This window comes from Streptomyces coffeae, from assembly GCF_016741875.1.
Classification (GTDB): Bacteria; Actinomycetota; Actinomycetes; order Streptomycetales; family Streptomycetaceae; genus Streptomyces; species Streptomyces coffeae.
Genome location: NZ_JAERRF010000026.1, coordinates 107,214 through 120,200 on the forward strand (window position 1 = coordinate 107,214; position 12,987 = coordinate 120,200).

Genomic DNA, 12,987 nt, shown 5'->3' on the forward strand with positions numbered 1-12,987 from the left:
CGACCGCGTCCCGAAGGGCCACCGCGGCCCGCCCGCCGCACTCCGGACGCGGATTCCCCCGATTCCTCCATTGAGGCAGAATCGGCAGTAGCCGTTCATACGGGGCGGTGAAGTCATCGCATTCGCTTCGAAGGTGCCATGCCTCCCACGCTCGCCTCTCTCGTCCACCACACCGCGCTCAAGCTGACCGTCCTCGCGGGCGAGGACCGGCTGGAGACACCCGTGCGCTGGGCCCATGTCAGCGAGCTCGCCGACCCCGTGCCCTATATGGACGGCGGTGAACTGCTCCTCATCACCGCGATGCAGCTCCGGGCCGAGGACCCGGAGGAGATGCGCCGCTATGTGCGGCGGCTGGCCGGCGCGGGTGTCGTCGGGCTCGGCTTCGCGGTCGGCGTCAAGTACGACGAGGTCCCGGCCGCGCTGGTGGCCGCGGCCAAGGAGGAAGGGCTGCCGCTGCTCGCCGTACCGCGCCGCACCCCCTTCATCGCCATCAGCAAGGCCGTCTCCGCGGCGATAGCCGCCGACCAGTACCGATCGGTGACCGCCGGGTTCGAGGCACAGCGCGAGCTGACCCGCGCCGCCATCGGCGCCGAGGGCCCCGCCGCGCTGCTCGCCCGGCTCGCCTCCCACCTCGACGGCTGGGCGGCGCTCTACGACACCTCCGGCTCCGTGGTCGCCGCCGCCCCCGACTGGGCCGCCCGCCGCGCTGCCCGGCTCACCGCCGATGTGGAGCGGCTGCGCGCCCGGCCCGCCCCCGCCAGCGTCGTGGTCGGCGGGGACGGCGCGGAGTCCGCGTCCGACGCGGCCGTCTCGGACCGGGTGGAGCTCCAGTCGCTGGGCACCGGGCGCCGTACCCGGGGCGTGCTCGCCGTCGGCACCGGCGCCCCGCTGGGCACCGCCGAGCGTTACGCCGTGCACGCGGCCGTGGCGCTGCTGACCCTGACCACCGAGCGGTCCCGCGCCCTCCAAGAGGCCGAGCAGCGCTTGGGCGACGCCGTGCTGCGGATGCTGCTGGCGGGCGAGCCCGATCATGCGCGGGCGGTCGCCGGGCGGCTGTACGGGAGTCTGCTCGACGCACCGTTCCGGATGCTCGTCGCCGAGGCCACGACCGGTGCCGGGTCCGGCTCCGCCAAGTCCCCCGCCGCCACCGTCGGCTCCCGGGCCGTGCCGACCGGTCCGGCCGCCGTCGGCACCGCGGACGACACCGAGCACCGCGCCGACACCGGCACCGCCCCCGCCGCGGGCGAGCCGGTCACCGACGCCCCCCTCGCCACCCTCGCCGACGCGATGGAGGCCGCCGCGGCCCGCAGCGGGGAGGCGGTGCTCATCGTGCCCGACGGCGGACGGCTGATCGTGCTCGCCCCCGACGGCGGCGCGGCCGTCGCCGTGTGCGGGGAGCACGCCGGGGCGATGGAGAAACGCCGGGGCACCGCCACCCGCCCCCGCGAACGCGCCGCCGCCACCCCGGGCGACGACCTGGTCATCGGGCTGTCCGCGCCCGCGGGTCCCATCGCCGCCGCGACCGCCTACCGCCAGGCGGAGCAGGCGCTGTCGGTGGCCCGCCGCCGCGGCCGGGTGCTGGTCGAGCACGAGCAGGTGGCCGCGGGCTCGGTCCTGCCGCTGCTCGCCGACGACGCCGTACGGGCCTTCGCCGACGGCATGCTGCGCGCCCTGCACGAACACGACGCCACCGGCCGCGGCGACCTCGTCGCCTCCCTGCGCGCCTGGCTCTCCCGCCACGGCCAGTGGGACGCGGCCGCCGCCGACCTCGGCGTCCACCGGCACACCCTGCGCTACCGCATGCGCCGGGTCGAGGAGATCCTCGGCCGCTCCCTCGACGACCCGGATGTCCGTATGGAGCTGTGGCTCGCCCTCAAGGCGACCTCCCCCGCCACCGCGCCCTGACCACTCCGGACCGCCCCGCGCCGCCACGCCATAGCGGAGCGCCCCCGCCGCCGACTGCTACGCCTCGGACAAACGCCCGGCGCGCCCCGCGGATCTACGGTGGGAGGCAGAGACATCCGCACCATCACCCCACCACTTCAGAAGGGTCGGGATCCGCCGTGCCAGAGACAAACGAAGCTGTCACCCATGCGTTCTGGCTCGCCGGCCGCAAGGCGACGGGCGAGAGCACGCTCGAGGTCACGTCCCCCTGGGACGGCCGTCGCGTCGGCGCGGTGAGCGTTCCCACCGAGGCGCAGATCGAGGAGGCCGTCGCCGCGGCCGACGCCGTCCGGGACGAGTTCGCCGCGACGCCCGCCCATGTCCGGGCCGCCGCGCTGGACCATGTCTCCCGGCGGCTCGCCGAGCGCACCGAGGAGATCGCCCGGCTCATCTCCGACGAGAACGGCAAGCCCATGAAGTGGGCGCGCGGTGAGGTCGGCCGTGCCGTCTCCGTCTTCCGGTTCGCCGCCGAGGAGGCCCGCCGGTTCAACGGCGGAGAGGCCCAGCGGCTGGACACCGACGCGGGCGGCGTGGGCCGTCTGGCGCTGACCCGGCGCTTCCCGCGCGGCACCGTGCTGGGCATCGCGCCGTTCAACTTCCCGCTGAACCTGTGCGCCCACAAGGTCGCCCCGGCCATCGCCGTCGGCGCGCCGATCATCCTCAAGCCCGCGCCCGCGACCCCGCTCTCCGCGATCGTGCTGGGTGAGCTGCTGTCCGAGACCGAGCTCCCGGCGGGTTCCTGGAGTGTGCTGCCGGTGCCCAACGACCGGATGCCCGCGCTGGTCCAGGACGAGCGGCTGCCGGTCATCTCCTTCACCGGCTCGGACAAGGTCGGCTACGCCATCAAGGAGTCGGTGCCGCTCAAGCACTGCACGCTGGAGCTCGGCGGCAACGGCGCCGCGGTCGTCCTCGGCGACTACGCCTCCGAGGCCGACCTCGACTGGGCCGCCACCCGCATCGGCACCTTCTCCAACTACCAGGGCGGCCAGTCCTGCATCTCCGTACAGCGGGTGATCGCGGACGCCTCCGTCTACGAGCGGCTGCTGCCGAAGGTCATCGCGGCGGTCGAGGCCCAGGTCACCGGCGACCCGACCGACGACGCCACCGATGTCGGCCCGCTGGTCAGCGAGGACGCCGCGCGGCGTGTCGAGGAGTGGGTGGACGAGGCCGTCCAGGCCGGTGCCCAGCTGCTGACCGGCGGCAAGCGCGACGGCGCCGCTTACGCCCCGACGGTGCTCGCGGACGTCCCGGCGGATGTCACGATCGCCCGCGAGGAGGTCTTCGGCCCCGTTCTGACCGTCCAGAGGGCCGAGGGCGAGGAGGCGGCGTACGCGGCCGTCAACGCGTCCAAGTACGGCCTCCAGGCGGGTGTGTTCACCCGTGACGTCCAGACGGCCTTCCGCGCCCACCGCGCGCTGGAGGTCGGTGGCGTGATCATCGGCGATGTGCCCTCCTACCGCGCCGACCAGATGCCGTACGGCGGCGCCAAGCGGTCCGGTGTCGGCCGCGAGGGCGTGCGCTTCGCGATGGAGGACTACACCTACGAGCGGGTCATGGTCCTCACCGGCCTCGGCCTGTAGACCAGCCGGAACGACGGCCGCCCGGCCCCGTCTCAGGCGCCCACGTGGACAAACGCGGCCCACCGCGTGGGCGCCTCCGGGTGCGCGTCGCGCAGGGTCCGCACCGCGTCGTGCAGGGCGCGGGCGGCCCCGGCCGTTCCCGTCGCGGTGACCTGCGTGTAGCAGGCGTCCGCGATCCGTTCCGCAGCCGTGTCCTCGGGGCTCCACAGCGTCCCGAGGACATGCGCGTACCCGGCGAGGTGGAACGCCGCGGTCAGATGGACCGGTTCGGCGCCCGGCTCGCGGCGCGTCCGCGTGGTCACGCACCCCGGCAGATACGCCAGCCGTGCGTCATCCAGGGGGAGGCGGGCGAGGTCGGCGGCGGTCAGCGGACGCTCCCGGTGGTCGTGGAGCAGCATCCGCCCGGCCGACGGCGCGCCGAGCTCGCTCACCGCGCGGCAGGCGAAGTGCGCCCAGCGGTGCCGGGGGAGGGTGTCGAGCACCACGTCCCGGCGGGCCCGTTCACCGGTCAGCACCCGGCCGGCGGGCAGTCGGCGGGTCAGTGCGGCGATCCCCTCCCGGCCCCCGGGCGGACCCGGCGCCTCCGCGGTCGCCGGTACTGCCACCACCAGAGGTTCCTCCGGCCCCGGCGGCCCATCGGCGCCGCGCCGGACGGCGCGGGCGAGCGCGTGGACGGTGGGGGCGTAGGAGGAGACCACCCGGTCCAGTACGGAGTCGGCCGGACGGCCCGACGCATCGTGGCGCCCGGCGGCGTGCAGCGGCAGCCCGGTCAGCGGACCCGTCGGAACCCACCACAGCCGCGGAAGCGCACCGTCCTTCGTGCCCCGGGACCGCCGGCCGGTGAGGCCCAGCGCGCCGAGCACCGGCCCGGCCACCGCGGTCCACAGCCACTCCAGCGTCTCGCGCACCCGCGCCCGCGCGCGGGCCCGTTCCTCCTCCGCCGCCCCGGCGTCCTCGGCCGTGCGCACCGCCGGGAAGAAGGCGTCGGCGCGTCGGACCGCCTCCTCCCGGCTCAGCGCGGGCAGCGGAACGACCCGTACCGAGCGGCGGGTGAGCACCAGCGCGTCACAGCGCAGCCCGCTCACGTTCACGACCACGGCCCGGCCCCGCCCGTCGAGGGCGGCCAGCAGCTCCGGCACCTCCGGAGGCCGCAGGAATCCCTCGAAGCCCGGCTGCTGACGGATCCGCGCCGTCAGCCGCTCCCACTCCTCCGCGAGCGCATGCCGGTCCTCACCGCCCAGCGCTAAGGCCGCCGCGCCCGTACAGCCCGCGACGCTTGCCGAGGAGCCGAAGACCGACTCCTCCGGGCGGTCCAGGGCCTCGCGCAGCTCCTCCAGACGGTGGGTCAGACCCGGGTGCTCCGCCCGGAGTTCCGGTGGTTCCGGGCCGAGGTCCAGCGCCTGGCCGAGCAGCACCCTGCGGCCCTGCTCCAGCAGCCGCAGCGCCCGCTCCGGGGCGCCGAGCCCGATCGCGCAGGCTGCCGCGTCCGACGCCAGCCCGGCGAAACCCTCCGGCGGACGCTCATCGGTGGACCGGCCGCCGCGGCGCGGGGCGGTGCGCGGCAGCAGCTCGACGGCGAGCGCGAACGGCTCCAGGGCACCGGCGAGGTCGCGGGCCGAGAGCGCCGAGTAGGCCCAGCGCCGGGCGGCCCGCACCCGCGCGCTCACGGCGGCCGTCGCGTCGTGGGCCAGCTCGCGGTGGACGGCCTCGGCCGCCATCCGTGCCTCGGCCGCCCCTCGTGCCTCGGCCGCCGCCCGTGCCCCCGCGTCCGGCCCGGCCGCCGCCCGGAGTCCCAGGGCGTGGGCGTACAGGGTGAGCGCCTGGGCGCGCAGCCGGTGGCCGGGCGGCGCCGCCTCGGCAGCCGCGCGGGCGTCGTCGATCAGCGCGCCCAGCGCCTCCGCGTCCTGCCGCCGTTCATGGTCCAGTCGCCGGACCTGCGCCAGCACGCTCAGCCGTTCCGGCCGGTCGGGGTCGCCGACCGGAGTGGCCGCCACCGCGCGCCGGGCGGCGTCCGCCGCGGCGCGCAGATCCTCCGGGTCGGCACGGGCGGTGAACCGCTGGTGCAGGGTGATGCCCAGCCGGCACTGGAAGCGCGCGTACAGCGGCCGGCCGGCGGGGGTGGCATCGAGCGCAGCCCGCGCCAGCGCGACCGCCTCGTCCAGTGCCTCCGCCGCCCCCGTGCCCTCGAGCCCGGCCAACTGCCGCAGCACCTCGGCCAGTCGGGAGCGGGCCCCGGCGTCGTCGGGGGCGGCGGCCAGCGCCTCGCGACAGACCCGGACGGCCTCGGCGAGCGCGGAGGCGTCCCGGTGGTGCAGAAAGATCCCCAGCAGCCCTCCGGCGAGTCCGGACAGCAGCTCCGGGCGGCGCGGATCCTCCGGCGCGGCCGCCGCCAGCGCGGCGCGCGACAGCTCGACGGCGGCCGTCAGATCCTCACCGTCGCCGGTGAGCCGCCAGCGCAGCCGCAGTACCCCGGACAGCCGCGCCCGCACGGCGGGCGTCTCCGGATCGTCCGGCGGGCTCATCGCCAGCGCGTCCGCGAACAGATCGACCGCGCGGTCCAGGTCGCGGCGTTCGCCGCCGCGCTCGTAACGCGACCGCGTGGCGGTGCCCAGCCCGTCCGCCGCCGCGGCACGCAGCCCGGCGTCGGCGGAGGACCGCAGAACGGACTCGAAACCCGTCACCGCCGCCTCCAGGTCCGGCAGGGCGCGGTTGCGTTCGTACCCGGCGAGCCGGGCGGACGCCTCCCGCAGCACGGCGGCGGCCCCGGCGGATGCGCCGTGCCGCGTGGCCCGGGGCCGCTGGGTGGTGCCGCGGCCCGCGTGCATCGCCTGCCGGACCCGGGCGCAGGTGGCCAGCGCCTCCCGGGCGCGCTCACGGGACGGATGCCCGGCCGGGAACGCCTCCAGCGCGCGTTCGTAGGCGTCGACGGCCTCGTCCAGGGCGGGCAGTTGGACGGTGACGAGCGCGTACTGCACCAGCGCGGCGGCCAGATTGCTCAGGGCGGTCGGATAGCGGGGATGGTCCGGGGGAGTGCCGCGCACCGCCGAGCGCCCTGCCTGCACCGCCTCGTCCAGGAGCGCGGGGTCCGGGTCCTGGCAGGCGCGGCGCAGCAGGCAGCTGCCGAAGTCCGTCCGCAGACCGGCGTGTTCGGGGTGGGAGGGCGGCACGACGGACAGACAGGTGCGGTAGAGCGCGATGGCCTCGTCGATCACGGCGAGGTCGCCCGACCGCTCGAAGACCTCCTGGAGGGAGCCCGCGAGCCCGGACAGATGCCGGGCGTACTCCGGGTCCTTCCGGGAGGAGGCGGCCACCGCCGCCCGCCCCGTCTCGACGGCCTCGGCCAGCAACCCCGGGGAGCGCTCGCGTTCGTACGCCATGCGCAGCAGTACGCCGAGGGTGGACAGGGCGAGTGCGTAGCGGTCGGTGCGGGCGGAGCCCCGGTACGTCTGGACCGCCAGCCGGCACATGTCCAGGGCGAGTTCGAGCAAGGGGGGATCGCCGGTCCGGACGTAGGCCAGCCGCAGCCCGTCGGCGGAGGTGAGCGGATCGCCGGGGTCGACGGTGACGGAGGCCGCCTCGCGCGGCCGGCGCCCGGCGTCGGCGGACGGCCACGGCTCCTGGTCGGTGAGCAGCGCGCCCAGGGTCCGCATGGCGTCCGTGGAGCCGTACCGCGCGGCGCGCTCGTACAGGGGCCGTGCCGCGCCGGGGTCGCCGAGCACCTGGTGGTGCACACCCGCGACGGTGCACAGTACCTCCGGGTCGTCCGTGCGGGCGGCCCGCGTCAGCCACTGCCGCGCCCCGTCGGCGTCCCCGCGCCGGGCCAGCCGCAGCCCGATGGCGGCCAGGACACGCGGATCGTCCGGGCCCGCGCGGCCGGGGCCGGGACGGTACGCCGGACAGTCCTGGAAGCCGTACGGGGAGCCGCCGCCGGAACGCGCCCAGGAGCTGTCCCGGGCGTCCGCCCCGCCGTCCTGCCGCTGCTCGTCCCACGGTGGGCGGGACGGACAGAAAGGCCGATGTCCCCCCATGCGCGGCACCCCCAGAGCGTGTGGATCTCCCAGGGGAGTGTGGCAGCAGACATGTCACAGGGGGCGCGAATCGAGCCTGGGCGGACAGGGTCTGGGTGAAGTACCGGAAAACGTCCTGAAAGGTTGCCCCGGGCCGGTTCCGCACTCCCGAAAACGCCCGTGGACCCGTCCCGGCTTCCGCGGACCCTCAGCCGGAGAAGCCGGGGCGGGCCGGTCCCGGTCCTCCCACGGGCAGCGTGGCACGGCTCCCTCGCGCCCCACTCGGGGATCCGCGGAGGATCGTCGCGTCCGCCCGCTTTGCCGGAGTGCCCGACCGGAGGCACACTGGCAGCGGTACGTGCCGGTAATGTCACGAGATCGTCATTCGCGGCAAGGGAGCACCGATGACCGCATCATCCGTCAGGCCGGTGTCCGAGCGTGAAGCACGCCAGGTGGCCGAGGCCGCCCGCGAGCAGGTATGGCATAAGCCGAGCTTCGCCAAGGAGCTGTTCCTCGGCCGCTTCCGACTCGATCTGATCCATCCGCACCCCGCCCCCGCACCCGACGACGTGCGCCGCGGGGAGGCGTTCCTCGTCAAGCTCCGCGAGTTCTGCGAGACGCGGATCGACGCCGCCCGCATCGAGCGAGAGTCCCGGATCCCCGACGAGACCATCAACGGTCTCAAGGAGATCGGCGCCCTGGGCATGAAGATCGACACCAAGTACGGCGGGGTCGGCCTCACCCAGGTCTACTACAACAAGGCGCTGGCCCTGGCCAGTTCCGTCTGCCCCGCCGTCGGCGCGCTGCTCTCCGCCCACCAGTCCATCGGAGTGCCGCAGCCGCTCAAGCTGTTCGGCACCCAGGAGCAGAAGGACCTGTTCCTGCCGCGCTGCGCCCGCACCGACATCTCGGCGTTCCTGCTCACCGAACCGGACGTGGGCTCCGACCCGGCCCGGCTCGCCACCACCGCGGTCCCGGACGGGGACGACTACATCCTCGACGGCGTCAAGCTGTGGACCACCAACGGCGTGGTCGCCGATCTGCTCGTGGTCATGGCCCGGGTGCCGCGGTCCGAGGGGAACAAGGGCGGGATCACGGCCTTCGTCGTCGAGACGGCGGCCGAGGGCGTCACGGTCGAGAACCGCAACGCCTTCATGGGGCTGCGCGGCCTGGAGAACGGCGTGACCCGCTTCCACCGGGTGCGTGTCCCCGCCATCAACAGGATCGGCCCCGAGGGCGCCGGGCTCAAGATCGCGCTGACCACGCTCAACACCGGAAGGCTCTCGCTGCCCGCGATGTGCGCGGGTTCCGGGAAGTGGTGTCTGAAGATCGCCCGTGAGTGGTCCGCCGCCCGTGAGCAGTGGGGCAAGCCGATCGCCCGCCACGAGGCCGTCGGCGCCAAGATCTCCTTCATCGCGGCGACCACCTTCGCGCTGGAGGCCGTGATCGACCTCGCCTCCCAGATGGCCGACGAGGACCGCAACGACATCCGGATCGAGGCGGCGCTCGCCAAGCTGTACGGCAGCGAGATGGCCTGGCTGATGGCCGATGAACTGGTCCAGATCCGCGGCGGCCGCGGCTTCGAGACGGCGGCATCGCTCGCCGCCCGCGGCGAACGGGCCGTCCCCGCCGAGCAGGTGCTCCGCGATCTGCGCATCAACCGGATCTTCGAGGGCTCCACGGAGATCATGCATCTCCTCATCGCCCGCGAGGCCGTCGACGCCCATCTGTCGGTGGCGGGCGACCTCATCGATCCGGACAAGTCCCTGTCGGACAAGGGCAAGGCGGCCGCCAAGGCCGGTGGCTTCTACGCCCGCTGGCTGCCCGGCCTGGTCACCGGCCCCGGTCAACTGCCCGGCTCCTACGGTGAGTTCCACCCCGAGGGCCACCGGGACCTCTCGCCCCATCTGCGCTATGTGGAGCGTTCGGCGCGCAAGCTGGCGCGTTCCACGTTCTACGCCATGTCGCGCTGGCAGGGCCGGATGGAGACCAAACAGGGCTTCCTCGGCCGGATCGTGGACATCGGCGCGGAGCTGTTCGCGATGAGCGCCGCCTGTGTGCGGGCCGAGATGCTGCGCAACCGCGGTGACCACGGCGTGGAGGCGTACCAGCTGGCCGACGCCTTCTGCCGGCAGGCCCGGATCCGCGCCGAGGAGCTCTTCGGACGGCTGTGGACCAACACCGACGAGCTCGACCGCAAGGTCGTCTCCGGGGTGCTCTCCGGCTCGTACACCTGGCTGGAGGAGGGGGTGCTCGACCCCAGCGACGACGGTCCCTGGATCGCCGACGCCACCCCCGGCCCCGCGACGAAGGACAACGTCCACCGCCCCATCCGCTGAGACCCCCGTCCGCCGTAAGGCCCCCGGCCCGTGCTCCCAGGGCCGGGGAGGGCCGGGCAGGGCCTGACAGGGGCTGTCGTCGAGTGGGTCCCCCCGAGCCGCCACAATGGGGGGATGACGGAATCCCTGGCTGACCCGCATCTGAGCTTCCCGGCGGCCACCGCCGCCGGAGCCCTGCGCGACCTCGTGATCCTGGGCTCCACCGGATCGATCGGCACCCAGGCCATCGACGTGGTGCTGCGCAACCCCGACCGCTTCCGGGTGACCGGGCTGTCCGCCGCCGGCGGGCGGGCCGGCCTGCTCGCCGAGCAGGCCCACCGGCTGCGGGTGGCCAGGGTGGCGGTCGCCCGGCAGGAGGCGGTGCCCGAGCTGCGCGAGGCGCTGGCCGCGCACTACGGCTCCGGTGAACCGCTGCCGGAGATCCTGGCCGGGCCCGACGCGGCCACCGAGCTGGCCCGCTCCCAGTGCCACACCGTGCTCAACGGCATCACTGGCTCCATCGGCCTGGCGCCGACCCTGGCCGCCCTGGAGGCGGGCCGGGTGCTCGCGCTGGCCAACAAGGAATCCCTCATCGTCGGCGGGCCGCTGGTGCGCGCCGTCGCCAAGCCGGGCCAGATCGTCCCCGTCGACTCCGAGCACTCCGCCCTCTTCCAGGCGCTGCTGGGCGGTACCCGCCAGGAGGTGCGCAAGCTGGTCGTCACCGCCTCCGGCGGCCCCTTCCGCGGCCGTACGAAGGAGGAGCTGACCGCGGTCACCCCCGATCAGGCGCTGGCCCACCCCACCTGGGACATGGGCCCGGTGATCACGATCAACTCCGCGACCCTCGTCAACAAGGGGCTGGAGGTGATCGAGGCGCATCTTCTCTACGACATTCCCTTCGAACGGATTGAGGTGGTCGTCCACCCGCAGTCGTATATCCACTCGATGGTTGAATTCACCGATGGCTCCACGCTCGCCCAGGCGAGCCCGCCCGATATGCGCATGGCCCTCGCGCTCGGCATCGGCTGGCCCGAGCGGGTGCCGGACGCCGCGCCCGGCTGCGACTGGTCCAAGGCCCACACCTGGGAGTTCTTCCCGCTGGACAACGAGGCGTTCCCCTCGATCAACCTCGCCCGGCACGTCGGCGCCCTCGGCGGTACCGCGCCCGCCGTCTTCAACGCGGCGAACGAGGAGTGCGTGGACGCCTTCCTCGGCCGGAAGCTGCCCTTCAACGGAATCGTCGATACGGTCGCGGAGGTGGTGGCTGAGCACGGCACCCCCACCGCGGGAACGCAGCTCACCGTCGCGGACGTCCTCGAGGCCGAGAGCTGGGCGCGTGCCCGCGCCCGTGAACTGGCCGCCCGTGCGGCGAAGGCGACCCCGGAGGCTCGCGCATGACGACACTGATGACGGTCCTCGGCATAGTGGTGTTCGCCGTCGGCCTGCTCTTCTCGATCGCCTGGCATGAGCTCGGCCATCTCTCCACGGCCAAACTCTTCGGCATCCGGGTCCCGCAGTACATGGTCGGCTTCGGGCCGACCATCTTCTCCCGCAAGAAGGGGGAGACCGAGTACGGCGTCAAGGCGGTCCCGCTCGGCGGCTACATCCGCATGATCGGGATGTTCCCGCCCGGTGACGACGGCAAGATCGCCGCACGCTCCACCTCGCCCTGGCGGGGCATGATCGAGGACGCCCGGTCGGCCGCCTTCGAGGAGCTCCAGCCGGGGGACGAGTCCCGGCTGTTCTACACGCGCAAGCCGTGGAAGCGCGTGATCGTGATGTTCGCCGGGCCGTTCATGAACCTGGTCCTCGCCGTGGTGATCTTCCTCGGCGTGATGATGACCTTCGGCGTCAACACCCAGACCACCAGCGTGGGCACCGTCTCCAAGTGTGTGGTCGCGGCCTCCGCCTCCACCGACAGCTGCCCCAAGAGCGCCAAGGACTCCCCGGCCAAGGCCGCCGGGCTCAAGCCCCGTGACAAGATCGTCGCCTTCAACGGCCATCCGACGCCCGACTGGAGCGCCCTCCAGCAGGACATCCGGAAGACCACCGGCCCGGCCACGATCACCGTCGAGCGGGACGGCGTCCGCAAGACCCTGCACGCCAACCTCATAAAGAACCAGGTGGCCAAGTCCGACGGGGACGGCGGCTATGTCGAGGGCAAGTACGTCACCGCGGGCTTCCTCGGCTTCACCCCGGCCAACGGTGTGGTCCAGCAGTCCTTCGGACAGTCCGTGGACCGTATGGGCACCATGGTCGAGGACGGCATCGACTCACTGCTCGACCTGCCCTCCAAGGTCCCCGACCTGTGGAACGCGGCCTTCGGGGACGGCGAGCGCAAGGCGGACTCCCCGATGGGCGTCGTGGGCGCGGCCCGGGTCGGCGGCGAGGTGGCCAACCTCGACATCCCGCCCTCGCAGCGGATCGCGACGATGCTGTTCCTCGTCGCGGGCTTCAACCTCTCGCTGTTCCTGTTCAACATGCTGCCGCTGCTTCCGCTGGACGGCGGACATATCGCGGGCGCGCTGTGGGAGTCCGTACGGCGGCATGTCGCGCGGCTGGTGCGGCGGCCCGACCCCGGGCCGTTCGACGTGGCCAAGATGATGCCGGTCGCCTATGTGATCGCGGGGATCTTCATCTGCTTCACCCTGCTGGTGCTGGTGGCCGACGTCGTGAACCCGGTGAGAATCTCCTGATGACCCGAGATGTCCCGAAGTTCACCTTTGGGTGGACTTCGGGTCCGGGTGTGCTGGCGCCCGGCCCCGTGCCGTAATCTCGGACGCGGAGCCCGCTGATCTCGGGCCTGTCACATACCTTGGGGTTGCTCGCCAGATGACTGCGATTTCGCTAGGCATGCCGTCCGTACCGACCAAGCTCGCCGACCGCCGGGTCAGCCGGAAGATCCAGGTCGGGTCGGTGGCGGTGGGCGGTGACGCTCCGGTGTCGGTGCAGTCGATGACGACGACGGTGACCGCGGACATCGGGGCGACCCTTCAGCAGATCGCGGAGCTGACGGCGTCGGGGTGCCAGATCGTGCGGGTCGCCTGCCCGTCGCAGGATGACGCCGAGGCGCTGCCGGTGATCGCGAAGAAGTCGCAGATCCCGGTGATCGCCGATATCCACTTCCAGCCCAAGTAC

The 12,987-nt window shown here is 73.8% G+C and carries 7 protein-coding genes; 6 read left to right on the forward strand and 1 reads right to left on the reverse strand.

Features of this window, described 5'->3' with window-relative positions; translation table 11 throughout:
* Positions 1-138: 138 nt before the first annotated feature.
* Together JK363_RS32390 and JK363_RS32395 are read left to right on the forward strand one after the other, a co-directional pair.
* Complete coding sequence (locus JK363_RS32390; protein WP_201880797.1) at positions 139-1,905, forward strand: PucR family transcriptional regulator; 1,767 nt, start codon at positions 139-141, stop codon at positions 1,903-1,905.
* A gap of 158 nt (positions 1,906-2,063) precedes the next feature.
* On the forward strand, positions 2,064-3,524 hold the full coding sequence (locus JK363_RS32395; RefSeq protein WP_201880799.1) for an aldehyde dehydrogenase family protein: 1,461 nt from the start codon (positions 2,064-2,066) through the stop codon (positions 3,522-3,524).
* A gap of 32 nt (positions 3,525-3,556) precedes the next feature.
* Here JK363_RS32395 and JK363_RS32400 read toward each other — a convergent pair whose 3' ends face one another.
* Positions 3,557-7,552 carry a CHAT domain-containing tetratricopeptide repeat protein gene (locus tag JK363_RS32400; protein WP_201880800.1) on the reverse strand — a complete coding sequence of 1,332 codons (3,996 nt, stop codon included), beginning with the start codon at positions 7,550-7,552 and terminating at the stop codon, positions 3,557-3,559.
* A gap of 383 nt (positions 7,553-7,935) precedes the next feature.
* Here JK363_RS32400 and JK363_RS32405 point away from each other — a divergent pair, with 383 nt between their 5' ends.
* From JK363_RS32405 to JK363_RS32420, 4 genes are all read left to right on the forward strand, one after another.
* The gene (locus JK363_RS32405) at positions 7,936-9,870 is read left to right on the forward strand and encodes an acyl-CoA dehydrogenase family protein (protein ID WP_201880801.1); all 1,935 of its coding nucleotides are present in this window, start codon (positions 7,936-7,938) and stop codon (positions 9,868-9,870) included.
* A 114-nt stretch (positions 9,871-9,984) separates the two neighbouring features.
* A complete protein-coding gene (gene dxr, locus JK363_RS32410) occupies positions 9,985-11,247 on the forward strand; it encodes a 1-deoxy-D-xylulose-5-phosphate reductoisomerase (RefSeq protein ID WP_201880802.1) in 1,263 nt (420 codons plus the stop codon).
* A complete protein-coding gene (locus JK363_RS32415; protein ID WP_201880803.1) occupies positions 11,244-12,545 on the forward strand; it encodes a M50 family metallopeptidase in 1,302 nt (433 codons plus the stop codon). The genes dxr and JK363_RS32415 overlap by 4 nt, the downstream gene beginning before the upstream one ends.
* 136 nt (positions 12,546-12,681) lie before the next feature.
* On the forward strand, positions 12,682-12,987 hold a 306-nt coding region (locus JK363_RS32420; protein ID WP_201880804.1), incomplete at its 3' end, for a flavodoxin-dependent (E)-4-hydroxy-3-methylbut-2-enyl-diphosphate synthase.